The organism is Paenibacillus sp. FSL H8-0034 (genome assembly GCF_038000305.1).
Lineage (GTDB): Bacteria > Bacillota > Bacilli > Paenibacillales > NBRC-103111 > Paenibacillus_S.
Genome location: NZ_JBBOBS010000001.1, coordinates 5091810 through 5118204 on the forward strand (window position 1 = coordinate 5091810; position 26395 = coordinate 5118204).

21 protein-coding genes are annotated in these 26395 nt (G+C 47.0%); 3 read left to right on the plus strand and 18 right to left on the minus strand.

Translation table 11 applies throughout. The annotated features are described in order from the left end of the window. Positions 1 to 14 precede the first annotated feature (14 nt). From NST47_RS22975 to NST47_RS23000, 6 genes are all read right to left on the minus strand, one after another. Positions 15 to 863, minus strand: coding sequence for a phytanoyl-CoA dioxygenase family protein (locus NST47_RS22975; protein ID WP_341157217.1), 849 nt, complete (start codon positions 861 to 863; stop codon positions 15 to 17). 112 nt (positions 864 to 975) lie between these two features. Beyond that, entirely contained in the window at positions 976 to 2541 is a 1566-nt protein-coding gene (locus NST47_RS22980) for an extracellular solute-binding protein (RefSeq protein ID WP_341157218.1), read from the minus strand. Positions 2542 to 2650: 109 nt separating this feature from the next. Continuing rightward, positions 2651 to 3511 (minus strand): carbohydrate ABC transporter permease, encoded by an 861-nt coding sequence (locus tag NST47_RS22985; protein WP_341157219.1) that lies wholly within the window; start codon positions 3509 to 3511, stop codon positions 2651 to 2653. Next, on the minus strand, positions 3505 to 4467 hold the full coding sequence (locus NST47_RS22990; RefSeq protein ID WP_341157220.1) for an ABC transporter permease: 963 nt from the start codon (positions 4465 to 4467) through the stop codon (positions 3505 to 3507). The genes NST47_RS22985 and NST47_RS22990 overlap by 7 nt, the downstream gene beginning before the upstream one ends. Positions 4468 to 4614: 147 nt before the next feature. Further along, positions 4615 to 6393 (minus strand): cache domain-containing sensor histidine kinase, encoded by a 1779-nt coding sequence (locus NST47_RS22995; RefSeq protein WP_341157221.1) that lies wholly within the window; start codon positions 6391 to 6393, stop codon positions 4615 to 4617. Between the two features lie 36 nt (positions 6394 to 6429). Beyond that, entirely contained in the window at positions 6430 to 8004 is a 1575-nt protein-coding gene (locus tag NST47_RS23000) for a response regulator transcription factor (RefSeq protein WP_341157222.1), read from the minus strand. Between the two features lie 236 nt (positions 8005 to 8240). On the opposite strand from NST47_RS23000, the gene NST47_RS23005 reads away from it, so the two are divergent. Continuing rightward, positions 8241 to 8741 (plus strand): GyrI-like domain-containing protein, encoded by a 501-nt coding sequence (locus NST47_RS23005; RefSeq protein ID WP_341157223.1) that lies wholly within the window; start codon positions 8241 to 8243, stop codon positions 8739 to 8741. A gap of 12 nt (positions 8742 to 8753) precedes the next feature. Here NST47_RS23005 and NST47_RS23010 read toward each other — a convergent pair whose 3' ends face one another. The 3 genes from NST47_RS23010 to NST47_RS23020 all read right to left on the minus strand — a co-directional run bounded on the left by NST47_RS23010 (position 8754) and on the right by NST47_RS23020 (position 11938). Next, a complete protein-coding gene (locus tag NST47_RS23010) occupies positions 8754 to 9722 on the minus strand; it encodes a helix-turn-helix transcriptional regulator (RefSeq protein WP_341157224.1) in 969 nt (322 codons plus the stop codon). Between the two features lie 262 nt (positions 9723 to 9984). Next, a complete protein-coding gene (locus tag NST47_RS23015) occupies positions 9985 to 10911 on the minus strand; it encodes an aldo/keto reductase (protein WP_341157225.1) in 927 nt (308 codons plus the stop codon). A gap of 25 nt (positions 10912 to 10936) precedes the next feature. After that, the gene (locus tag NST47_RS23020) at positions 10937 to 11938 is read right to left on the minus strand and encodes a Gfo/Idh/MocA family protein (protein ID WP_341157226.1); all 1002 of its coding nucleotides are present in this window, start codon (positions 11936 to 11938) and stop codon (positions 10937 to 10939) included. 131 nt (positions 11939 to 12069) lie between these two features. Here NST47_RS23020 and NST47_RS23025 point away from each other — a divergent pair, with 131 nt between their 5' ends. Together NST47_RS23025 and NST47_RS23030 are read left to right on the plus strand one after the other, a co-directional pair. Next, on the plus strand, positions 12070 to 12909 hold the full coding sequence (locus NST47_RS23025; RefSeq protein WP_341157227.1) for a helix-turn-helix domain-containing protein: 840 nt from the start codon (positions 12070 to 12072) through the stop codon (positions 12907 to 12909). A gap of 160 nt (positions 12910 to 13069) precedes the next feature. Next, a complete protein-coding gene (locus NST47_RS23030) occupies positions 13070 to 15229 on the plus strand; it encodes a DNA topoisomerase III (RefSeq protein ID WP_341157228.1) in 2160 nt (719 codons plus the stop codon). 83 nt (positions 15230 to 15312) lie between these two features. On the opposite strand, the gene NST47_RS23035 is transcribed toward NST47_RS23030, so the two are convergent. The 9 genes from NST47_RS23035 to NST47_RS23075 form a co-directional block, all read right to left on the minus strand. Continuing rightward, positions 15313 to 15918: an AAA family ATPase gene (locus NST47_RS23035; protein ID WP_341157229.1), complete on the minus strand. Its 606-nt coding sequence runs from the start codon at positions 15916 to 15918 to the stop codon at positions 15313 to 15315. A gap of 22 nt (positions 15919 to 15940) precedes the next feature. After that, entirely contained in the window at positions 15941 to 16252 is a 312-nt protein-coding gene (locus NST47_RS23040) for a hypothetical protein (RefSeq protein WP_341157230.1), read from the minus strand. A 21-nt stretch (positions 16253 to 16273) separates the two neighbouring features. After that, positions 16274 to 17173 carry a TIGR01777 family oxidoreductase gene (locus NST47_RS23045; protein WP_341157231.1) on the minus strand — a complete coding sequence of 300 codons (900 nt, stop codon included), beginning with the start codon at positions 17171 to 17173 and terminating at the stop codon, positions 16274 to 16276. Positions 17174 to 17376: 203 nt separating this feature from the next. Continuing rightward, positions 17377 to 18168 carry an alpha/beta hydrolase gene (locus NST47_RS23050; protein ID WP_341157232.1) on the minus strand — a complete coding sequence of 264 codons (792 nt, stop codon included), beginning with the start codon at positions 18166 to 18168 and terminating at the stop codon, positions 17377 to 17379. A gap of 23 nt (positions 18169 to 18191) precedes the next feature. Next, on the minus strand, positions 18192 to 18533 hold the full coding sequence (ytxJ, locus tag NST47_RS23055; RefSeq protein ID WP_076228579.1) for a bacillithiol system redox-active protein YtxJ: 342 nt from the start codon (positions 18531 to 18533) through the stop codon (positions 18192 to 18194). A gap of 2177 nt (positions 18534 to 20710) precedes the next feature. Beyond that, positions 20711 to 21727 (minus strand): ABC transporter ATP-binding protein, encoded by a 1017-nt coding sequence (locus tag NST47_RS23060; RefSeq protein ID WP_341157233.1) that lies wholly within the window; start codon positions 21725 to 21727, stop codon positions 20711 to 20713. A 2-nt stretch (positions 21728 to 21729) separates the two neighbouring features. Next, the gene (locus NST47_RS23065) at positions 21730 to 24642 is read right to left on the minus strand and encodes an FtsX-like permease family protein (RefSeq protein ID WP_341157234.1); all 2913 of its coding nucleotides are present in this window, start codon (positions 24640 to 24642) and stop codon (positions 21730 to 21732) included. A gap of 11 nt (positions 24643 to 24653) precedes the next feature. Beyond that, positions 24654 to 25697 carry an efflux RND transporter periplasmic adaptor subunit gene (locus NST47_RS23070; protein WP_341157235.1) on the minus strand — a complete coding sequence of 348 codons (1044 nt, stop codon included), beginning with the start codon at positions 25695 to 25697 and terminating at the stop codon, positions 24654 to 24656. Next, positions 25681 to 26391 carry an ABC transporter ATP-binding protein gene (locus NST47_RS23075; protein ID WP_341157236.1) on the minus strand — a complete coding sequence of 237 codons (711 nt, stop codon included), beginning with the start codon at positions 26389 to 26391 and terminating at the stop codon, positions 25681 to 25683. The genes NST47_RS23070 and NST47_RS23075 overlap by 17 nt, the downstream gene beginning before the upstream one ends. Between the last annotated feature and the right edge of the window lie 4 nt (positions 26392 to 26395).

The window sequence follows — 26395 nt, forward strand, 5'->3', positions numbered from 1 at the left end:
TGTTTCCTCCATCCCTAATGGGCATATCCGCCTCTACCAGCATCACCCATATACAATTGCTTCAATGGTACCATAGATTCCGACGGAACGTAATTTTTAAATGGATTTTCATCAATGACACCAAGCAGCTGCTTGCGAATAGGGCTGGCATCCTTTAATTGTTCTGCGGTTGCTGTCCGATAATCGATTGGACGCATCCAGATTGGACTGTATCCCAGAAACAGCTGTCTTCGCGTAAACTCTGAATGATTGGGTGCTCCTGCATGCCACAAATTTTGGGCAAACACGAACACATCTCCAGGCTTGCCGCATACCTGTATTTCTCCGGGCAAATCATCCGTTACATTGTGTGTATCCGGCTGGTACGGTCGGTTGTGTGAGCCGGGAATAATCTTCGTATTGCCGCGATTCGGCGCTGACATGTCGCTCAGAATGTAGCAGGTTTTGATATAATACGTCGGTGTAATCCCATGGATCCGTGGGAACTGTGGGTGGGGACCATCCTGATGCCAATTAATAAAGCTGTGCGTTTCTGTGGCTGCGTTATTAGGGTTCGGCTTGCGGATCGTCAGATGAGAAATGTGCAATTGAATGTTATAGCCCAGCAGATTCACGATCAAGGGCAATATCGACGGTTCATCGATTAGTGAAGCAATTTCTTCATGACGCTCCACGCTATTGTATATGTTATAAGCCAGCGTATCCGGCTCCTTGGAAACGACTTCGTCAATAGCTGCGTTCAGGCGATCGACCTTTTCCTGTGAAATCACGTTAGGGAGCAGCAGATACCCCTGCTCATCAAATTGCTTCATCAGCTCGGGTAGGTTCCATTGTGTGGTTTTGGCAGATTGCGTTGTGTCCATGTTTTAACACTCCTTAGGGTTTGTTTTAAAATTTACTCGTGTAAATGATGAGGATAAAGATAAGGGAGGTTAACCTCCCAGACCCATCGACAGTCAAAAGCTGTTTGTACAGCTACTTCAAATAACCCAATTCCTTTAGCTGCTTTTGTGCAGCATCCATGTATGCTTTATAATTCATTGAAGTTTCCAAAGTCTTAAGGAAGCTGTCGTACTCAGTGAGAGGACGTTTGCCATATATAAATTTCGATAGCTCCTCCTCAATATAGCGACCCGCATCCGCAGCGTTATAGCCAGCAGGGATATCAACAAAACCATTCAGAGCCTGGATACGCGGCTGCTTGTTGGCAAACTCAATGAAAGGTGTTTGTTTGGCAAACTTGACCTGCAGGTAATCCATCTCAGGACGGCCGGTAAACTGATACAGCCAGAAATATCCGCCTTCCTTACCCATCAAATCATTGGCTACGACTTTGGTTCCCTCCAGATTATAATGCTTGCCTTTCACCCCATACTGAACGAGCGGAGAGCCTTCTTTACCGGAAACATAATTCAGCAAGTCAAACACCCTTTGCAGCTTTTCCGGATTTTTCTCCAGTGATTTGGGAATTGCGTATAATCCGGCTGTAACCCCAATATCCCAAGAGCTTGCATTTTGCCCGCCTGGTCCTTTAACTGCATCCATTTGCACCCAATTGGCATTGGCATTGACAGCTTTGATCTGTTCTACGAATTGATCCTTGGTCATATTCGGCCAATCGATATAAATGATGCCCGCCTGTCCCTTGATAGCTTTCTGCTGATGCTGCAAACCACTGTTCGCCAGCAATTCGGGATCAACCGCACCCGCATCCGTCAGTTTTTTGATAAAACCAAGCGCATCCTTCATGCTCGGATCATACAGCGCATTAATCAGCTTGTTATCCTTCACATAAAGACTTGGAGTGTTAGCTGAATATCCGATCCCATAAGCACCAAATACGGTGTTGAAAGCCGACAATTTGCCGCCGGTAATACCGAAGGTGTCCTTTTTCCCATTGCCGTCAGGGTCCTTATCCGCAAAAGCTTTCGCTACTTCCAGCAACTCATCAGTCGTTTTCGGCACCTGCATGCCCAGCTTATCGAGCCAATCCTTGCGGATAAAGTACGTATCATAGGGAATAGTCGGCGTTTTGGCGACAGCAAATACCTTGCCGTTCATCGTCCCCTTCTTCAAGCTTTCTTCACCAATAAAATCCTTAACGGGCTTGAGCTTATCCATGTATGGGGTCAGATCGAGCAGCAGACCTTGCTCCGAAAATTGCTTCAGCTGCTGACGATCCACAGCGAACAAGTCGGGAAAGTTGGCTGAGGCCATACGCACATTCAGCTGATTTTTGTAATCATCCCCCGAAGCGTATACGGTCAAATTCAAGTCTGTGTTTATAGCCTTATCAATCTCTTGTTTAATAATATCCTGATCCGGTGAAGGTAGACCATTTCCTGTTTCTATGATGTCAATTTTGATCTTCTTGGCACTTGCTGCTGGAGCAGTTGCTGGTGCTGCTGCGGGTGTCGGTGCTGATTCATTTTTGGGAGCAGCCGCTTCCGGTTTGGCCGCACCGCCTCCGCAGCCCGATAATAGGGTTCCACCCATCATCAGGAACGCCAGCGAAACGACCATTGTTTTCTTTTGGCTCATAGACTAACCCCTTCTTTCTTTCATGGTTGATGACCTGTATGGATCTGTAATGCATCTATATTGAAGCGGTAGCGGCCCCAGCTGCAGTCCGGAGCGGACGAACCGTCGTTCAACCTTTCACAGAGCCGAGCAGCATCCCGTTCGTGAAATGCTTTTGAATAAAGGGATAAATAATAATAATCGGCAAGCTCGCCATCACAACTGAAGCCATCTGAATCGTTTCGGTCGGCATCATGTTCTCGGCATTTTCCATCGGTTGCTGAGTAAGCATCAGTATTTCCCGGATGACGACTTGCAGCGGGAACAACGTACGATCGGTTACATACATGACGGCCTGGAAAAATTCATTCCAATGCCCAACCATATAAAATAATCCTATCGTCAACAATGAAGGTACCGACAGTGGAATCACAATCTGCATGAGAATTCTGAATTCCTTGGCACCATCCATTCGGGCCGATTCGAACAGCTCCTCCGGCAGGTTTTCAAAAAAGCTTTTCATAATAAGCACATTAAAGCTCCATACTGCATTAGGAAGAATCATCGACCAAATCGAATCGATCAAACCCAGCGATTTCACAATCAGATACGTAGGAATTATCCCGCCACTGAACAGCATCGTGAATACAACCATCATTAAAAACAGATTTCGCCCCGGAAGCGCCTTACGGCTGAGCGGATATGCCATTAAAGCTGTCAAGATCAGATTGACGATCGTTCCAATCACAGTAATCAATACCGTTACCCAAAAGGCATTGGGAATATTGGATTCAGTGAACAGCTTATGATAAGCGCTGAATGTGATCGACTTGGGGATCAGAATGAAGCCGCCATTTTTTAATACCTCGGTGAACGGTGTGATCGATACGGTTACGACATACATCAGCGGGAAAATCGCCGCCAACCCCGCCAAGCCCAGTATCACAAAAACGATTCCGTTGATGAAACGATCCTCCATGCTTTTTACCATATGCCATCACCCCATTTCTTCGATAAATGATTGGCTCCCATGACCAGAACAAGTCCAATCGCTGATTTAAACAGGCCCACGGCTGCCCCGAGACTGAAATTCAACTGCTGCAGACCAGTACGGAATACCCAGGTATCGAGAATATCGGCGACTTGATATACTTGAATGTTATACAAAATATAAATTTGATCGAAGCCCGCATCCATAATATGACCCAGCTTCAGAATGAGCAGCAGCACAATGACATTACGAATACCTGGAAGTGTAATATGCCATATCATCCGCAAGCGTCCCGAGCCGTCTACACGGGCAGCCTCATATAGCGTAGGATCGATAGCCGTCATAGCCGCCAAATAAATAATCGCCCCCCATCCCAGATCCTTCCATATTTCCGAACCAACAAGAATAGCACGGAAGTAATCAAGTGAGGTCATAAATCCGATGGAATGTGCGCCACTTTCTTCAAGCCAACGGTTAAACAACCCGGAGTTTTGTGATAGCAATGCAATCAGAATCCCGTATATGATCACCCAGGACAGAAAATGAGGCATATAGGTCAGCGTTTGAATGATCGTTTTGAACCATTTGACACGGCATTCATTCAGCATCAATGCCAGCAGGATCGGTGGAACCATACCGAATACAAGCTTGTAAAGCGAGATCAATGAGGTATTGACCATCAGCTGCGTGAAATACGGTGAATTGAAAAAGATTTGAAAATGCTTGTACCAGGGATCTGCCCACGGGCTGCTTACAATCCCCTCCAATAAATTAAAATCCTTGAATGCAATAATAACGCCATACATCGGTACATATCGGAAACAAATATAGTACAGCACACCTGGCAGCAGCATCATATAAAAGGCGCGAAAAGCCCAAATGTTCTTGCCCAGCAGCCTGCCCTTGGCCTGCTTTGATTTGGCATCAGCCACATTCCCCACGGTCAACTGATCCATAATGACATCCCCCTGAAAGCTTCATTTGCTGCTAGAGCGTGGTTCCAGGCTCTAGCAGCACTCTTTCTATAGTTGTATTATAGCAAGCGCTTTCTTTAGGAAATATACAGTGATCGTGCGAAAGTGTTCGAATTCTTGCAAACGCTTTTATTCCTGTGACACATTCGGAAGCTCTATGCGAATCAAGGTCCCTACCTGGGGCCTGCTCGCTATCCGCAATCCGAATTCAGTGCCAAAGTGCAGCCGGATTCGCTCCTGGACATTCATGATCCCAATCCCTGTAAACCGATGCTTGCTGGGTGCTTTCCGGCGCTCACTGAAAATGCTGCTGAGCTGCTCGGAGTCCATACCCAGCCCATTATCGCGAATAACGACACAAAGCTTTTTGCGGCGTATGCAGGTTCGTATATGAATGTGGCCCTGGACCTTCTGAGGGGCCAAACCGTGGAATATCGCATTTTCGACCAATGGCTGAAGCGTCAGCTTGAGAATTCTGCAGGTAAGCGTCTCTGGTGCAGCGTCAATAGTCAACACAAACTTCTCTCCATAGCGTACAGTTTGAATATAGGCGTACATCCGCAGGCCCTCAAGCTCCTCCTCCAGTGTCACGAATTCCCCACTCTTATCAAAGCTGAACGACAACAAACCGACAAGCGCGCGAATCGTTTCACGCACAGCCTCGATCTTTTGCTGCTTGGCCAAACTGCTTATACAAGCTAACGTGTTATACAAAAAATGCGGGGCAATCTGGCTTTGCAGCATTTTCAGCTCATACTGATTTTTGCGCATCTCCATTTCCTTCGTTTCCACAAGCAGGTTATGAATCCGCTCCATCATGGCATTATAGCTCTTGGCCAGCTTGCCGATTTCGTCCTCCCGGGTCATAGAGATCGAAGGCAGCACCTCCATATCGCGCACCCTGTCCATCTTGGCTACCAAAGTACGAACCGGATAGGTGATATAACGACTCATCATATAGGAGCTGATTAGCAGGATCAGTACCCAAATTACCGCAGCCGTTTTGTAATTGTCATATAGAATAATAATATTTTGGTAAAAATAACTGTCCTCAATAAAAGCAATAAAATACCAGCCCAGCTTATTCATCCCCGATTTCACTGCAATCAGCTTGTTTGTCGAGCCTTGAATTTCGGTAATGCCGATCGGCAGCTCTTGAATCTCGTTAACAAAGTGCTGATTCAGCTCAGGTGGAAATACACTTGTGTTATAAGGCAGCAGCTTATAGTAATCCAGCGGCCAGGTTGTATCGAAAGTATTAATGACGTTACCCTTGTTCGTTACAATCGAGAAGGTTTGGTTGCGTGTATTCATGAACTGTGCGAGCATATTGGTCAGGCGAACCAGATCAATTTCGACAACCGCTATCCCTTTGATTGCATCGTCGTTCTTGGAGCTGATCGGCAGCACAAACGCTACCGTCTTTCCTGATAAAGGCGATTGATAGGGCTCGGTAATCATAACGCCGTAGCTTGACTTGGACATCTCATACAGCTTAGCCAGATTCGGATTGCCGATAATGTCAAGAAAAACCTGAGTATTGGACATCGCTTTGCCATCAGCGCGTACCATATACAAGGTTTTGTAGAGTGTGCTATTCTTCTCCGCGTATTTACGCAGCACCTTAACCGCTTCTTCCTCCATTCCCTCGTCCAGAAGATCGTCACGCGTCGATAGCAACAGCAAAATATTTTGCACATTGTCCAAATAAGCGTCTAAATACAAATTGGTACGATCGTTAATGACTGCAGCATCGGAGAGCACCTGCTTACGAAATAGCTGCTCGGCATCTTTCAGGTTGTTCCATGCCAACAAACCGAACAGCACCAACGTTCCCGCAAAAAGAAACAGAAAATGCTTGAAAACCATGCTGCGGCTTCTCATCCAATGGTTGACCCGGCTTAGCATACTGCTCCCCCTTTTTTTCTATGATTGTTACATGGATTAATAGCTTTTCTTAAAATCTGTCGGGGCTACGCCAGTTCGATTACGAAATAATACCGAAAAATATCGGTAGCTCGGTATCCCAACCTGCTCCGCAACCTCATACACCTTCATATTCGTCGTTTGCAGCAAATGGATCGCTTTATCCATCCGTAAGCTCGTCACATATTCATTAAAGGATTCTCCAACCTCCTCGCGGAACAATCGACTCAGATAATACGAGCTAAGTCCAACAGACTCCGCGATTGAGGTGAGGGTAATCGGCTCCATCAGCTGCTCGGCAATCAGTTGCTTGGCATGCTGTACCTCCTTACGGCATTTGCTCTTCAACCCTACAACCGCCTCCAGCTCGCGAGTGAAGGCTGTAGTCAGCTCTGTTAGTGTCCTCGCCTCACTCAGCCTCTGCCTGCTTTTATCCTCTGCCATATAGACGCCATCCTTGAACAACTCTTTATGTTTGGACAGCAGCCATACTTTTAACTCATCAGGATTGGGCCGTTTGGAGCAAGCCCAGACTGTAAACTCTTCTCGGATATACCGGGCCAGATGTTCCTGAGACTTTGCTAATGCCAAGCGGAATTGCTCCGTGTATACTTGTTTGATCTGATCCTCCATGGAACCTGCGACTGGCTTAGGCAGCAGCGTATGGTCATAAATGGTTCCCGAATGGTCATAAAAAGGTGCTTCAGGAGCAATCGCTGTTTGCCGCAGTGCTTGGAACATCACAGATTCATTAGGGACTTCCTCGCTTAAGGTCGCATACAGACGGACTGCCTCGCTCAAAAACGACAATCGCTGCTCCAGAGCAGTTTGCAAGCCATTCATCATCCATCCAGCCTGCTCACGTCTTGACAGTGCATGTTCAATTGACCGAGTATTGAAAATCACATAGTCAGATTTATCGAGCTGCACCCAACGGCTCAATACTTTCGAGCTCTGCTCCCACTCACTGAATATCACTTGCAGCTCATGATGCACATACATCTCATCCTCTGCTTTGGCATGAATATGCAGCCTCGTAAAGTGTATCGGGACATGCAGCTGCCACTCCTTCAAAACGTGCCTTAGCTCATCCATAACCTCCACAGGTACTGAAGCTATGGATAGCTGATCGTTTGCATATCGATTCCAGATTTTGACCAGCTGCCAACGCTGCTTATCGAGCTCACTTCGCTTGTGATTGTGCTCTCGCTGAATGGTAGTCCGTGCCTTGTCCAAGGCTTGCTCCAGATCGGAATCGAGCAAAGAAACCTTAATTAAATATTCAAGCGCCCCCAGCCGCAAGGCATCACGCGCATATTCAAAATCACTATGACAAGTAAGTAAAATGACCTGCGTCAACGGAAATTCTTTTTTTAAGGACCGGAACAACTCGATTCCATCCATCATGGGCATGGTGATATCGGTAATCACCACATCAGGCACCAGCTTGCGGCATAGCTCCAAAGCCTCTTCCCCATTTTCAGCTTCCCCAACGAGCTCTGCATGGCAGGAAGACCAAGGAAATAGTCGCAGCTCTTCACGAAGCGGCAGCTCATCATCTACCACCAGAACGGTTAAAGGACTTTCTTGCATATGAATCCCTCCTAAACATTTCGAACACTATCATGCAAACGCTTCCACAATGTATGCTTCATCATAGCATACGATTGTGAGTGCTCCTATACATAAAAACAGTTAAAAAGTATAAAAATCGCAAAAGACTATGACAAGAACTGTCCTGCTTGAATGTTATTGTAAAGTCGTAAAGCAAAACATGAACAACTTTTAAGAGTCAGTTCATTATCTAATTTAAGAGAGGATGTTGCATTATGCAGCCCACATTTAAGCCATCATTAAATCCTGTTATTGAGAGTAAGCCCGCTTATCATGCCATTGGCCTGCGTCAAACCCATGTCTATAGTGAAGGGGGTATTCCATCGATCGTTAATCAGTGGAGCTTGTTTATGAGTCGGATCGGCGAAATTCAAGGTCAACATGCCGTAACGATAGGCGTCTGCTATGATGTACAACCAGGCAGCCCTTTCGAATATGTGACAGCCGCAGTACTTGCGGAAGCACAACTGGATACCCCCGTACCTGAATCGATGTGTAAAATATTCCTTAAACCGCAAACATACGCGATTTTCACTCATACCGGTCCTATCTCCGATTTGGGTGCGACCTATAAAGTAATCTCTGAATGGCTTGCCAATAATGAAACCTATGTGCGTGCACAGGCTCCCGAATTCGAATACTATGACAGCCGCTACACGGGCAATGAAAGAGCGGATAACGAATTTGATATTTATATCCCTGTCGTGAGTCAATAACAGGAGCTGAGTTTATTTGGATGGCGCATACAATTGCGCCATCCTGGCTACCAAGGTTTGCATGAGCTCTACCAATTGTGCAGGCTGGTTCACTTTAACCTCTGGCCCAAATCCGAGAAAATAGGAGGCAAAATAATCAACCTCGTTAGGTCTGATACACATTCGCACAGTACCTGTTCCATCTTCATGTACCTCCATATCTGTATGGTTCCACGCCTCCCACTGACACCTGCGTACACCATCGCTTGTTAAGACGGCTTCAATCTGAATATGCTCATCAGTTATAACAGGTTGTTCCTCAGGTGGTTTAAACCAATCCATAATGGAATATCCACTCAAATCTACCGTTCTGTGTCCGTCAGCTGCCGCCTCTGCCGATAGCACACGATCAATCCGAAACAGCAAATAACGCTCCTTCCAGAAGCAATAGCCCGGACAATACCAATACCCATTATAGGAATACACCCCGATGGGTTGAATGGTACGCTGATTGGCTCCCTCCTTGGAATCGTACAAGATTAGCATGGGCTGCTGCTGTAACGCGGCATCAAGCAAAGATTGCAAATATGGAGTTGGAGCCTGACGTTTGGGTGTCCAAAATACGACCCTCTGCTTCATTTTATCAATTTTGCTTTTGGTATCGTCGGGTAAATAATAATAAAATTTATTCAGAGCTGTGATGGACTCCTCTGCGAATGGCAAAGCTCCATAATGCTGCAGCGATTGATAGGCAAAAAAGATCGCCACCGCCTCCTGCTCGGAAAACGTGATCGGCGGAAGCTGACGTTCCCTCAGCACCCGATACCCGCCATGAGGTCCGTACTCCGTATAGAGCGGAACACCAAGCTCACTTAATACTTGCAAATCACGCATAATCGTCCTGATGGACACCTCGAACTCATCCGCCAGCTCACGCGCCGTAAATTTCTTACGTTGATTAATGGCTATCATAAGCTCAATCACACGTTTGGACTTGGCCACTCACTCACCACCACCGATGACATTTTTCTCTGATTATATCATATATCTATGACACTTATTGTCATACTTACTAATGATTATGGAACCTCTAGCAGCAGCTTGAATTCTATTAACATGCAAAAATGCCACCGCAGCTCCAGCAGCAGTTTTTTCTGCTACAGGAGTTACGATGGCATAAGTTATGAAAGTGCGTGCTGCCCGTTTATAGGCTCAGCACTTGTATGTCGAAGCTATTGCACACAATTCATTTTGTGCTCGCTGCTTATATGTTTTCCAGCCAGTGTACTTCGTCCTCTGTTAACTCAATCTGCGCACCTTCCACGCAAGACTCCAGCTCAACCTGGTTCTGTGCTCCGATCAACGCAGCTGTAGGGAACTTTTGATTCAACACATAAGCCAGTGAAATCTGAATCGTGCTAAAGCCTTTTTGTTCAGCCAATTCAGCAGCACGACGTAGACGCTCCCAATTCGCAGCGCTGTAATATACGCGAACCATTTCGGCATTGTCCAATTTGTCGGGTGCAAAATTTCCAGTAAAAAATCCGCCTGCCTGTGAAGACCATGACAATAACGGCAATTGGGTCTTTTCATGCCACGCACAATCCAGCACATCCGCTGAAACGCATCCTGCCCAACGTGGCTCATTTGGCTTGGCAAGACTAAGATTGGGGCTGCTAAAGGAAAAACCGACCAATCCATTGGCTGTTGCATAATCGTTAGCTTCCTGCAGACGTTGATGGGTCCAGTTGGAAGCGCCAATAGCGAGAATTCGTCCTGCCTGGATATGCTCATTCAACGCATCGATAATGACCTTAACCGGAATATTCGTATCATCACGGTGCAAGGCATACAAATCGGTGTAGCTTGTTTGCAGTCTGTCCAGGCTTATTTTCAAATCCGCAGCAATCGCCTGTGGAGTCACGCGGGGACCATCGGCATTATGGTGAGCACCTTTCGTCAATATCACGACCTGATCGCGATTATTACGCTCTGTCATCCAGCGGCCAATGGTTTCTTCACTTTGTCCACCGCGGTAAATAAAAGCAGTATCGATCGTATTTCCACCGATTTCCAAATAATTATCAAGCACGCTGCACACTTTATCATAAACCTCATGAGTAAAAAAATCAGAGCCTTGGATCAAGTTCGTAACCGGCTTTTCCAATCCAGCAATTGCTATAGTTTTCATCGTTTTATATTCCTCTCAATTGGATTTAGAGTACGACACGCGCACGCTCTCTTGCCGATTTCAGGCAGGCGTCGATCACACGCATATTTAATACAGCATCAGACGACTCATATCGAAGTGGTGTTCCATCCAGAATGCTGCGCCCCAGATCATCCGCCTGCAGTGCATATTGATTGACATAAGGTACTTCAACTTCCCTGCGCTGACCGCCCACTGTAACAATAAAATGATCGTCCGCATTTCCACGGGTCACATAGGCGCTTGGCACTTCGATACGGCCTTCTGTACCAAGGATTTCAAACACATTACGTCCAGCCGCCCACATGCCGCAATCGAAGGTTAAGGCGACACTGTTAGGAAACTCCAAAATGCCTGATGCCATCATATCGACATTGTCGTGGTCTGGTGAAAAGAAAGCGTGTACAGTAGCAGCCTCAGGCTCTTGCCCCAATACCATACGAGCTGTACTGATCGGATATACGCCTACATCATACAGCGAACCGCCGCCCATTTCCTGATTGAATCTTACATTGCCCGTGTTCTTGGAGCTATTGAATGTAAAAACACCATGGAGACCCCGAATTTCACCGATTTCACCGGATTGTATAATTTCTTTGATCATCGCGTAACGCGGATGGTGACGATGCATAAATGCCTCTACCAGCTTCACACCTGCCTGCTCACAAGCGGCTACCATCTCCGCGGCTTCTGTGGCATCCAGTGCAATCGGCTTTTCACATAATACATGTTTACCCGCCTGAGCAGCTTTGATCGTCCACTCCTTATGCAGGTGATTTGGAAGCGGTATGTAAATGGCATCCAAAGTTTCATCATTTAACAGTGCTTCATAACTGCCATACGCTGTTGGAATTTGAAATTGTTCCGCTGTTTTCCTCGCATTGTCTTCGTTACGGCTTGCGATTGCAGCGACTTCTCCGGTTTGCGATTGCTGAATTCCCGGAATAACAGCTCTCTTGGCAATACCTGCGCATCCGAGTACTCCCCAGCGCAATTTTTTTTGCGACATGTACAATCCATCTCCTCAACCATTTATGTTAGTAAGACTATATTGCTATTATATTGAATGCTTATTAAAATGAAAATAGAAGCTTTTTGCACATATCTAAAACTATATTGCTCTCCAGAAAGGCTCTACTTATGAAAAAACAGCGAATTCTTCCGACATTGTCAGAGCATGTTTATTTTTGTTTACCGGAATCCGTTGGCTGGTACCAGCAGGACCCTTTCCATACTGTGGACCGCCAGGAAGGCGCACTGAACAATTTCAGTATCCATCTCATTATTAGCGGCAAAGGCTACGTCGAAACTGCCTATGAGAAACATATGCTGACCGCTGGCGATGCTTTTCTTTATTTTCCGCTTCAGCGGCAGCGCTATTATTCCTCTCAGGAGGATCCGTGGGAAATTCGTTGGGTTCACTTTTATGGCTCCAGGCTTAGCGACTATTTGCTGGAACGGGGGCTGCACCAATCCCATTTGTGGACAGTTCGTCAGGTGAAGCCGCTTGAGCGTGCTCTTGATGAACTGCTTCTTGAGGCGGAGATCAGTACACTGTTTGAAATGACTCGACTCTCGACGCTCACTTATGCGGTAATTGCCGAATTCGTCAATCAAGCTGTGCCTTTGTCGACACAAAGAACTGCGGCGACCTCCGAGTTGATTTTACAGCTGCTCCCTCGCATCCAACAGGAGGCGTGCAAGCCGTTTGAGCTTGATTATTGGTCTGAGCAGGCTGGCGTCAGCACCTATTACTTTTGCAAGCTTTTTCGTAAGGTTACCCAGATGACCCCAATGACTTACGTGACGCTGTGCCGTTTGCAAAAAGCCAAGCAGTGGCTGCTGGAGAAAAAGGAAATGACCATACGCCAAATCTCATTCGATGCAGGTTACCCCAGCACAAGCTATTTCAACAAACGATTCCTGGAGCAGGAAGGTATGACACCTACAGAATACCGGGAGCTGTATTGGAAGAACTAACCGGTTATTGTCTCAAACGGGATAAACTCACTCCTATAGGACGGCTCTCTGTTGAACCAACACTTGCAAGCAAGCCAAGATAGCTGCATAATGATACAAATTATTGTATGATCAAATTAACACACGACTATGACTACACAGATTTACGGAGGAGCTTGTTATGAAATCACTTGTACTTGCAGAAAAACCGAGCGTCGCCAAAGAAATCGCGCGTGTTCTCGGCTGTACCCAGAAACAAAAGCATTATATGGAGGGACCTAAGTATGTCGTGACCTGGGCATTGGGTCATCTCGTAACCTTGGCTGAACCGGAGGATTATGATTCCAAATATAAAGCTTGGGAGCTCGATCAGCTGCCGCTGCTGCCTGAACGGATGAAGCTTAAGGTCATTAAGGAAACGACACCTCAGTTTCGCGCTATTGCTCAATTAGCCAAGCGTAACGATCTTAACCAGCTTATTATAGCTACCGACGCTGGACGCGAAGGCGAGCTGGTAGCCCGTTGGATTATGGAAGAGATTCACTGGCGCAAGCCTTTTCAACGCTTGTGGATTTCCTCGCAAACCGATAAAGCGATTCTCGATGGTTTTGCCAAGCTGAAGCCGGGTCGTGACTACGACAACCTGTATCAATCGGCAGTATGCCGTGCAGAAGCGGATTGGTTGATAGGACTCAATATTACACGGGCACTTACCTGCAAATACAATGCACAGCTGGCTGCCGGACGTGTACAGACTCCTACCCTATCGATGCTGATGGAAAGAGAAAATGAAATACGTGCGTTTCAATCCAAGGATTACTGGCTGCTCAGGACACAGCTGGGTGGTTTTCAGGCAATGTGGAGAGGCAAGCACAATCCGGATGGCCGTTTGTTCGACAAGGCCGCAGCAGATACGTTATTAAATCAGGTTAAAGGTGCTCAGGCGAAGGTTAGTCAATTGAAAATGACCGAAAAGTCAGAGCCTCATCCGCTAGCCTACGATCTGACCGAGCTGCAGCGGGACGCCAATCGTAAATACGGATTTTCAGCCAAGCAAACTTCAAATCTGCTGCAGCGTTTATATGAGCAGTACAAGCTGGTCACCTATCCGCGAACGGACTCCAGATATTTGACATCGGATATGGTTCCGACTCTGAAGGGGCGCTTGGATGCCATTTGTATACAAACCTATGCAGGACTTGTCAGACCACTGCTTAACAAGCCTCTGAACATAACCAAGCGGATCGCAGATGACAGTAAAGTATCCGATCACCATGCCATCATTCCCACGGAGCAAACGCCGCTGCTTCATATTTTAAGCCATGATGAACGTCGATTGTATGATCTGATCGCGCGGCGCTTTATCGCCTTATTTTATCCTGCATATCGTTATGATGAAACGGCTGTCACCATCGATATAGGCGGTGAGAGCTTTTATGCCAAGGGACGCGTCACGAAGGAGCCCGGATGGAAAAGTGTCTACGGGCAGGAGCTAATCTCGTCCGAGCAGGAAGATGAGGAAATCCGGGATGAAGATTCAGGAGGCTCACAGTCATTACCTAAATTGCAATCAGGTCAAGTCATCCCGGATCATCGCTGTACTTTGGAAAAGCATGCTACCAAGCCCCCTTCCCGATATACCGAAGCTTCCCTGCTGTCCGTTATGGAAAAGCATAAATTGGGAACGCCTGCGACCCGGGCCGATATTATTGAAAAGCTGCTATCCACCGATACGATCGAGCGGAAAATGAATGTGCTTCAGCCAACCGGCAAGGGTGCGCAATTAATCGAGCTGGTCGTACCCTCACTGCGTTCACCGGAGCTGACTGCCAAGTGGGAGCTGGAGCTTGAACATATCGCCAAAGGAACGGGCAGCATGAAAACCTTTCTGAAAGCTATCCGTGAGCAAACAACAGCTATGGTTCAAGCCGTCAAACAAAGTACAATCGAATACAAGCCGCATAATCTTACTCATTCCAAATGTCCGGATTGCGGTAAAAACTTGCAGGAGATCAAGAGCAAACGTGGCAAGCTGCTCGTCTGTATCGACAGGGAGTGCGGCTATAAGCGGGCTGGCGAACCTATGCTGTCCAATAAACGTTGTATGCAATGCCATAAGAAAATGGAAATTCACACGGGAAAAGCCGGTAAATATGCACAATGCCGTCATTGCAACGTCATCGAGATGCTGAGTGATGAGCCGCGTGCAGGCGGTAAAGCCGCCAAAAGAAACAGCGCCCAGTTGATCAACCAATTTAGCGATAACGTCGCTGTAGGCTCCAGTCTGGAAGAGGCACTAAAAGCCGCGATGCAAAAGAAGCAGAACCCGGAATCTCCCTGATCCAATTAAACAATCCCCATTCAGCCTTGTATCATTCTTGGCTTGGTGGGGATTGTTTGTCTGCTGCTCTTGATTTCTTATTTTCACTTCACATCAAGCTCTGAGTCATCGTATATAAACCTTGCAACTGATGTTATCCTGTCGTCGGTTAAGGGAGCCGAGTTATCAACATAAAGAACGGAAGAGGCTGGGATATCCCATTTAATGTCTCGGACAATAAGCGTTCGGCTGAATTCATCCCAATTTGTCAGCTTCCAGTCATCAAGCGATGAGCCTCTTTCCTGAATACGCTCATAATAGCTCGTTTGGTCAGCCAGATGAACAAAAACCACTTTCACTGCGACATCAGCAACAGAAGCACCTATGGCTTCCAGCTCGTTGACCAACCACTCCTCGCTTTCAGTCTCCTTCGTAAAGGGACCGATCACAAAAGCATCCGATCCAAGCGCCACATTTTCCAGTGCGGCATCCATCGTTATCCGATAGCCTAGATCGCGGCACAATGTCTTATAGGTTATTGAATCCCGATCCTCCGGGTCTTGACCGGCAAGCTTCATTAGTGCTACGGCTGCTGGCCGCAATAAGGTGTCCATATCAAATATAGCCGCACGGGACCGTTTGGCCAAGGCTTTCGCGATGGTTGTTTTACCGGCCCCGGCAGGACCTAAGAAAAATACAAGTTTTCGCATCCGAAGTGACCGTCCCTCCTGTCTAGCTTACCATCGACAACAGCTTCGGTTTGACGTTCTGTTCATAATAATGGATAAGCTGTTCCTTCTCATCAGCCGTGAATTGGTATTCACAGTCTCGCCCTTCATCCTGTGGCACAATTTGCGCAATTTCCCCTGCATATGTACAAAATATCAATGCTGTCAGTTCCGTAAAATCGTCCGGCAGCGCCATACCCTCTTCCAACTCCAAATGCAGCTCCACATCGATCCACTGCTTATCGCGAATTTCGACCGTTGCCCGCATCTGCTGAAACCGCAATTCTGCATAATCCAAAGAGCCGAATTGAATCATTTTGTTACCTCCATTGTCTTTTTACGATTGCTTTTTCAAAAGATTGGCACAAGCCATGTCGATCGTAGGATATAGATACGAAAAATCATAGTCAATCGCCAGCAGAGGTATAGCTCGCTGACCCTTAAGCAGCAGAACTGACATCTCCCCAAACATAAGCTTCATCATAAAAGCAGGAACTGGAAACCAATGCCGGGTGCGCAGCGCTTTGGCTATCGCTTTACCCATTTCGTCATTCGTCACAGCCTGCGGAGAAGTCGCGTTAATTTGTTCAATAATATCTTCATTTTCGATACAGAAATCAATAAGCCGGCATAAATCGTCGATATGAATCCATGAAATAATCTGCTTGCCGCTGCCAACCCGCCCCCCGATGCCAAGCTTATATGGTGTTAACAGCTTGGGGAAAGCGCCACCATCGAGGCCCAGTACAATACCCAATCGCAGCTTGACGATTCTTGTATTGCGGATCTCATCCATCGCGGCTTCCCACTTCTCAACAACACCTGAAAGAAAGTCCTCTACATTCGGGTCACTGTGCTCCACAAAGCTTCCACGTTCCGAGGTTCCATAAATCGATATGCCTGAAGCGTTGATAACGACCGACGGCTTTTGCTCCATCCGCTCTACAATATTGGCAATTTGCGCAACAGCGTCAAGTCTGGAGTTCAGAATTCTTTCCTTTGCTTCATCAGTCCAACGCTGATTGATCGATTCGCCCGCTAAATTCACGATCACATCTGTACCTGTCATAACTTTAATATCATTTTTTAATTCCGACCATGTAGCATGTCGAATTAAAGGATTGGTAGAGGTGAGTTTTTTGCGAGAAATCAAGATCAGTGAATATTTACGTTCAAGGAAATATTGGGTCAAATGCTGACCAATAAATCCCGAACTGCCTGCTATGGCAATTTTCATCCGTGGTTTCCCCACCTTCGATTGATATGTGTTACTCATTATATAACAAATGGCTCCAAAGGACCAAAATTCCTGCTGAATGTCAATAAATTAAAAAAGACCGGAGTCCCAGTAACTGAAGCGTAACACGGATACAAGCACTTTTCATTAAAGTGTTGATAATCCCGGTCACTGCTGCTACTTGCGGACTCTGGTCTTGTGGCTTAATGGGTTAAATAGGATTGTACAAAACGTAGAGCATCCGGCAGATGCTCCTTCCAATATGCCCAATTGTGCTCGCCTTCAAACTGCTCGTACGTGTGCGTGTAGCCAATAGTCTTGAGATGCTGATGAAAATCCTGATTCATCGTGTACAAATAATCACTGGTCCCACAATTCATATACAAGGCGGGACGTCGACCATCCTTCATTCGTAAATTGGCGACCAGCTGCGGGTCATACGACTCCGCATAAGGTCCATGGAGAGGTCCGATCATCCGACTGACATCGGAACGGGCAAATTGGTCTAACAAATGCTGACTCGATACCAACCCACCTGATAGGCTTGCTGCTGCTCCAAACCGTTCAGGATGCCGCAAGGCAAGCGATACAGCCCCAAATCCGCCCATCGATAAGCCGCATAGCACCCGTTGATCGCCGCTGTTAATCGTTCGGTAGTGCCTGTCAATTTCAGGAACCAGATCATAAACAAAATATTGCTCGAAGTTACCTGTTCCATCATACCAATCCATATAAAAAGTTCCTTGACCATAACCGCCGTCACTCGGCATAACAACAATACTTGGAATGAGTTCGCCGTTGTTCATCAGTTGATCCAGCGTTTGCTCGGCATTCCCTTTGAGCATCCAACTGGACTCACTTCCGTGCATACCATGCAGTAAATAAATAACTGGATATCGCTGTTCCGACTGCTCATATCCCGCCGGCACATAAACGAAGCATGACTTCCGAGCGTACAACGCCCCGGAGAAAAAAGAATGCGGTTGTATACTCAAAAGATCGATCCTCCCGGACAAGCTTAATTAAGAACTGCTGTGATGTGCGCCTCGGTTACAGCCCAGTGTGAAGTGTTCCATACTGACTCTTTATCTTTAACATACAAAATTTGCGGAGAAGCATGTTTGACACCTGTATCCTCGGCAATTTGGTTAGAAACCGGACGGGATTCAATTACCTTGACAAGCACATAATCAACCTGTTCGTTCGGTTGTTTGTTCAAATAGTTTTCAAACTCTTGCAGGGCATTAGCACTTACCGGGCAGGTCGTACTGTGCTTAAGCACAACTACAGGCTTTTCCGATGAACCTTCAAATAATTGGTTCCACTCTTCCTGACTATCAATTTCTCTCCACTGACTCATATTCATTCCTCCATATTTCTACATTATAATTTTGTATTTAACAACCAATTTACGCTTTTTTGTCGTAAAAGTGAAGGCATCCACAGCTTCATAGCTTGGGGATGCCTAAGGAGTAGCGTGGTCGCCGCCTCTGTTCTATAATCATTTTACCATATTCATGTTTGATAATAAACTATTCCGTTGTACCGAACCAATCCATCGTTTGAGATCCCAGCAGCTTGCGTTTCCCCTGGAACTCATGATAGATGTTCAGCTGATATTGCTTCAACGATTCAATTTTGAAAATCAGGCTGTCATCCTGCTTGGTAATCCGATAATCAAACTCTCCGAGCTTAAGTCGTTTGTCTTCCTCCTCAGGCGCTGTTTCCAGGTAAAAAACCTCATCGATGTTGACTTTTCCTTTACTGTCTACGAACTGGATAATCAGCTTGCTGCCCTCCGTATTCGTCTCGTAAAAGCTATCCTTGGTCAGCTTGTATTTAAAATTAATCCGCAGCGTATTGCGATCCAGCCACGTATTCATATTACTTAACGAAATCGTATACGGGTAGAACACAAGATCTTTTAAAATCGGGCTTACTGTGGTATTTTCCAGAGGAAGCTCCATTTGTACGGCATTGATGTAAGCCTCCGCTTTATCGTCCGTGCCACTGAGTCGCTGTTCGGTGACCGATTCACCAATAACCAGCCTGAGGCTTTGTACGTCCAAATCCTTGGGAAGCTTGGTTGAAAAGGATAACAGAGCTTTACCTTGGGGATTCAGCTTTTGCTTGACTTCGCGAACCTTGGTTGGATACAGGGCATCATCCGCTGTCTTGAAGAACGCTGTTAGCCTGGGAATCATATTCGAGCGTTTCTCAAGATTGGATACCTCCACCTGCACCTCAAACAGATTGCTTGCACCGTCGGTATAGGTGTTGATTTCTCTGGGTGAGAAGCTCGTTGATCGGCCAGCACCGGTAATGGATTGGGATTGACCAAACGCCAGCAAAGGAAGTACAATCTTTGATTCCGGCAGCTGGAATTGAGCGATTTCCTCTGTAGCGGTTTCGCTTTTCTTTTCCTGAACGACCAGCTTCACGGACGCGAACGGATAGGTGTATGGAATTTTGCCAACCAGCTTCACATGAACAGATTCAGAGGGAGGCACACCGACAGATCGGTCAAGTTTAATAACCTTGGCATCTACCTTACTCCCGCCATCAAGCTCAAAGTAAGTCTTCAATTCGGGAAATGGCAATGCGACCGATTGGTTATGGGATAAGGATAATTCAGCGCTCAAAATATCCTGATCCTCCCATGGTAAACGATCTACTTTATCTGCTTTGAATACGTACGTACCCTCTACATTCGTATACGTGACAGTTCCACCTAACTCCGGGAGAGCCTTAGGATCAGTTGATATGCGTAAAGAAGCGATAGGGAAATTGATTTTGGTATCCGTCGTTAGCACAAACGGCTGTGTCATGACCAGATCCCAGGAATCGGTTCCTGCTGACAGTGGCAGCTGGCTAGCCCTTAGCTGAAGCTCTAGCGGAACATCCGGCTGCAGCGACTGCTTGTCAGCGTTCAGGATGATATCCAGCGGGTACATTGCGCCGTTTGAGGTTCTAAGCGCGTATTGATAGCCAGCGATTCTAATGGAGGTTTTTCCCTTATTGGTCATACGCAGTGTCAGCTTGGGGGACGTATAGCTATCGCTAACAAGTGCCGACCATGCAGTGACGTTCAGTTCAACAGGCATCGCTGATAGCTGTACCGTCTTGCCTCCTGAGACAGGCGCCCACAATGCTTCGGCTGCGTCCGGGAAGCGAATTTCACCAACTGTTGTTTCCAAATCGGCACTTGTATAATCCCATTTTGTAATGCGGAATCCGAGTTCACCTAGCTGGACCGAGTCATTAACCGCTGCATAAAAAGAGAACTCCACCTGCTGCCCTGCTGGAATTTCTTTTTTCAGCTTATCCTGAGCGACCAAATCCGCTTTAAATTCAGCACCGGATGTACTGATTACCTTAACCCAGTAATCAAGAAAGGAAAGCTTACTGCTTCCTGCATTCATAACCGTCATCGTAAAAAAGAGCATCCTGTCCCCATCTGTAGGCACCACAGCAGCGTTCTTCAATTGTATGGAGCTGCTTGATCCTATGGAAACAGCGGAGAGCTGTAAGGATGTATCAAGCTCTTCCCTTTGGTAGCTTTCCCCTTCCGCCATTGCTGGCTGTGTCTGAATTAGCCACATCGCCGCGAGCGCCAGCATGATCAGCAGCAGTCCGGTCTTCATGTTTAATCGGCACATGTATACTCTCCTCCTTGGCCTCCGGAGGCAGCAGAACGATTCGCCCGTCCTCCAGTTGGACTCTTACCTTATTTGTCGAATGAATACCTATGGATTTAAGCATATCTCCGGGAATTTGCAGACGGCCCGATTTATCGAGAACCGCATATTCAGTATGGGTCTCGTCCTCATTCTGCCCTATCCCTGACTCAAGCTCTGCCAGTTCATCTGCATAGGTTTTACGGCGGATCATTTCCGATGAGGTTTTACCGTCCCGTATCGCGACTACCCGATCCACTTTTTTGGCGAGCAGCGGGTCATGAGTTACAATGATAACAGTCAAACCGATCCTCCGGTTTAAATCGCGGAATAAATCCAGTATTTGATCCGCCATCTTGGAATCGACAGAGCCCGTGGGCTCGTCTGCAAGCAGCAGCTTCGGATTATTCGCCAGAGCAATAGCAATCGCCACTCGCTGCTGCTCACCACCGGACAGCTGATTGAGCCGATTTTTGATCCGATGGCTTAACCCGACTGCATCCAGCAGCTCCAAGGCACGTTCACGCTTGCGTTTACCCTGCAGAAGAATAGGAAGCTCTACATTTTCCTGTGCGGTCAGGTAAGGTATTAAATTGCGTGCATTATTTTGCCAGACGAACCCTACTGTTTCCCGTTTGTAGCGCACAAGATCACGTTCCGTAAACTTTAACAAGTCTTTACCCGCGACCTGCAGCTGTCCGGCTGAAGGTCGGTCCAAGCCGCCCAGCATATTCAATAATGTGGATTTGCCACTCCCACTGTTACCGATAATAGCCATCAGCTCCCCTGGTTCTACGTGCAGGTCAAGACCTTGAAGCGCTACGACTTCGAGATCGGCTACCTTATAAATTTTCACGAGGTTATCACAATGGATCATCATTAATCCTCCCCGAGCTTGACTGCCTGATGAATCTTGATCCGTGAGAGCATCGTCCCCAGAATCAGCAAACCCATGGAAAGCATAACCGTCACGATGATATAGAGCTGAATTTGATCCCGGGGATCAAAGGTTACCTGAAATGGCGGAACCTGGCTTGACGTTTGCATGGATAACTGGAACATCGGTACGAATAAGCGGCTGGTCAGATGACCCGTTAATAGCCCAATGGCTACAGCCGCACCCGAGGTGAGAAGCTGTTCCCCAACCAGCATCAATATTAATTGACGGAATGAAACCCCCATGGCCCGCAAAATCCCAAATTGCAGAACACGTCCTGATAAGGACAACACCCAATACAACAAAAATCCGCAGAAACTGATCACTATTGAAATAATGAAGCCGAGTGTCATGACACCATTAATGGCAAGCAGAAATGGATCATTTTTGGAGCGGATCAAATCCTGCTTGGCATCTACAAGCTTGGTAATCGGAATTTGCTTATCCTCCAGCGTTTGGTAAAGCTCCTGACTTTTTGTTTCAGGCTTCAGCTTTAACCAAACCTCATACGGCTCCAAGGCCATATTGTTCTGAATATAGGACAGATGACCAACAATCAGCATCGGGTCCATGACCTTTTTATTTTTGGCATTGCTTGACGAACTGCTGCTAGAAGCGGCAGCCCTATCCGTAAAGAGCGGATTGGGATTCCAGGATGGCCAATAATCTACAATTCCAAAAACCTGGAACATCGTGCTTTCCACACCGCTCCAGCTCGCATAGATGGGGTCGCCTACCTTCAGGCTGTACTGGTCAGCCATCGTGCGGGACACAAGCACAGCAGCAGGGTTCACGGCCAGCAAATTCAAATAATCATAAAAGTGGTGGTCAAGCAGGCCATTGCGCATCCAGGCCGTTCGCCCAAAATCATCGGTATCGATGCCCATCAAGGTAGCTGTACCGCGTTCCTTGCCTACGGTGAACCCGGCTTCCTTTTTAGTAAATACTTTGGCCGCTTGCTCAACACCATTTAGCTGGGTGAGCGGCAAAAAGGGAGGCTCGGAAAATTGCACCTTCTTCTTGGCGGCCGCCAGACTCTCTTCAGTAACGGGTTCACTGCCATAATCACCACCCATGCTTGGCGGGGGCGCATCATCCTCCCACTTCATTTGCATCGTAATATCCGCACCGTTGCTGTACATGATTTTCTCACCGGCATTTTTATTAATCGTTCTGGCGGCGCTTGCACTGAACAAGCCCGTAGCCAGCGTAACGCTTAAGAACACCATGATCGCCTGATACTGAGTTGTAGAGCGCCCAACCTGCAGCAGTGTAGAGTATAGAGAAGGCGGCCACCAGCGTCTACCGAGCCGATACAGCAAGCGAACCAGATACGGATATATCCGCAGCAGCAGAAAGCTCGCTCCCAGTACAAACAGCGCTGGAACCAGAAATAACAGAGGATCCATCTGCAGATCTGTCGTATCCAGCCCAAGTGCCTGCATATCGGACATACGACGGCGAAATGTATACAGTCCATACATGGAGATAGCGAGCAATACAATATCCACTCCGTACTTATGCCAAAAGGATAATCCCGATTGTCTGGCCATCTGCTGCTTATGTCCAACAATCGTTGCTTTCATCGCAAATAACACAGGCAGCAGTGTCATGAGGACTGAGCAAAGGACTGCATACAACCCGTATTGAAACGCTTCCTGATTCAGCTTTACATCCAGCGTGGCCCGCTGAACAAATTCAAGAAAACCATTAGAAGCTCCCAGCACCTTGGTCAACGACAGGCCTACGAACGGTCCAAATAGAAGCGCAATAGCACCTAACATAACCCCTTCCACAACATATCCGAGCACAATTTGCAAACGGCTTGCGCCGCGGCTGCGAAGCACGGCAATTTCGGTTTTCTGACGATCAATAATAAGATTGGAAACCATGAATAAATAATAAGCCAGCATAATCATGACAGGCACATTCAATGACCATAACATCATCCGCAGCTTTTCTTCCTTGGCGTAGTAACCAGTCAACGTTTTCAAGGCAGGAGCCTTAACCGAAATATTCGGAAAATGGTTGCCCAGGTAATTTTCTGTACGCTGGTGTGTCTGAATAAAGCGCTCAATCGAATCCAGCTTCATTTGGCTGTAATCAACAGTCATGTACCAGCTGCTGAAACGAAGCATAAGCTGCTGCTCCTGGGTTATCGTCTGTTCAAACCAATCGTAAGAAACCAGTAAACTGGCTTTGTAGCTGGACAGTGGATTGTACCAATACATATCATCGTACGTTTTGCGGTCAACAACCCCAACAATTTTGAATTTTATCGGAGTTTTGGCTGTGTCATCCTCAATTACATATTCCTGTCCAACGACCATCTTCAATAGTGACAGACCTTGATCCACAACAACTGCTTCTACCACACCATCTACAGGGGCAGCCGATGGCAGCTTTCCGTCCACAATACGAACGTGCTCGTCCATTCCGCTTAGTGCCGTAATATCGGCGCGCCGACTAACTTTATTGTCAATTTTATTGGCGTCAACCGGGACCAAATTCCAGCTATCCGTTGACCTTTCCGTGACGAGATTGGGGATCGGCAGCTGAAAAGCGGGAGCAATGGATTGGGACATGTAAGTATCCGCATTTATAATTGCCTGCTTCGACTCCTCAGGTGATATTTCTCCGGTCAAATACACCGAGCTCCAAAAAATCCCCGGGTACTGCTGACTGTTCGTCTGAAGCAGCTCCAAATCCTTAACCAGGAGCCGCTGCAAAATTGCACTTGTATAAATCGGCATACTGCTCACAAGTCCGACCGAGATGATCAAGCCGAGCAGAAGGCTAAATTCGAGCCATTTGTTTTTGATCATTTTGCGCATGATCATCACAAGTATCGCCACACGGCATCACCTCAATTATTTAAAATCACCTTTTGACCCTCTTTGATCCCTTTGCGAATCTCTACTTCCGTGGACGATACGATTCCCTTCTCAACATCAAGCTCTTTACGGCTTTCCCCTTCAAGCACCTGTACATAATCACGTCCCATGTAAGAGCGGAGTCCAATCTTGGGAATGATCATCACATCCTCCCGATTTTCGGTAACGATCGTAATATCCGCGCTATTGCCAATCTCTATCGTATCGGGCAGCCCTTGGGCTGTGATGACAATCGTTTTCGCATTTTTATCAGCAATAGCTTTCACATCCGATTGGGGAGCGGTTGCGGGAATTTGCGACACGATGCCGGGGTAGACGCCTTCTTTTACCTTTACCTCTGCAGGCATCCCTATCTGGACTCCGACTAAATCATTCGTATTGGTCGTTTCGTATACCAGACGTACCGATTTAGGATCGGATACCGTTAAGATCGCTTTATAGGCCACAACCGGATCTCCTTGCCTGATAGGATCAAGGAACGTTACAATACCGCTGACATCGGAAATCAGCTTCGTCTTGCTCAGTTGCTTTCGATACAGATCCAGCTGTATTTCCTCCTTCTGCATATCCAGCAGCTTGATTCGGATGGCAATCGCATCACCGCGTTTCTCATCCTTGGCTTGTTCCAGAGCAAGCCTTGCCTTTTCCACAACAAGCTCCTGCTGAAGGATTTTGCCTTCAATTTCACCTTTATCAAGCTGAGCAACAACATCTCCCTTATTGACAACAGACCCAAGATTGACATTAATGTCAGCAATCCGCCCTCCGGACTCGGGGTAGAACAAATATTGCATCTTGTCCGCGGCAAAGGTGCCTACGCCGTTGATTTGCTTCTTGATGGTGCCCTTCTTGACCTCATACAGCTCAAAATTTTCCTTGACCGGCTTCACGAGCGGTGGCTTTAACGCCTCCTCCTCCTGAGGCAGCAGACTGCAGCCAGGGATACATGTCATTACGATCGATGCTGTAATTATCCAGGAAGCCATCGTGAAGCGCTTGTTAGCTTTCTTCCACAATATGTCCATCCTCCAGTGCATACACTTGATCCACTACTTCCATAATCGCCGGGTCATGTGTCGTCAAAATAATCGTCATTCCTTCAAACTGCACCAAATCCTTGAATACCTTCAACACCTGCAGCCCCATACGACTGTCGAGCTCAGCAGTTGGTTCATCCGCCAACAACAGCTTCGGTCGGTGGGCTATCGCTCGGGCAATAGCGGTGCGCTGCTGCTCACCACCTGACATCTCATAGGGGCGATGCCTCATTCTTGGTCTCAGACCGACAAAATCAAGCGCTTGTTCCGCGTACTCACGACGTTGAGCCGAAGGTATGCCTGCAATACGCAAGCCAAATTCGACATTCTCATAAGCCGACATATAAGGAACCAAAGCAAATGACTGAAATATAAGGCCAAGACGAGTGCGACGCAGCTCATTCCTTTTTTTGTCGGATAATCCTGTCACATCCTGACCTTCAAAATAAATCGCTCCTTCTGTAGGTCGATCCAACAATCCGAGCATATTTAAAAGCGTAGTTTTTCCTGAACCCGAACGTCCCCTTAGCGCGATCAGACGACCGGAGGCGATATGAAGCGAAGCACCACGCAGCGCATGCACGGCAGCACCAGCTTTTCCGAAGGTTCGGGTCAGACTGACAGCTTGTAATATCAGATCACTTGTTGGATAGTTATGTATGGGATGCTGCATTGAT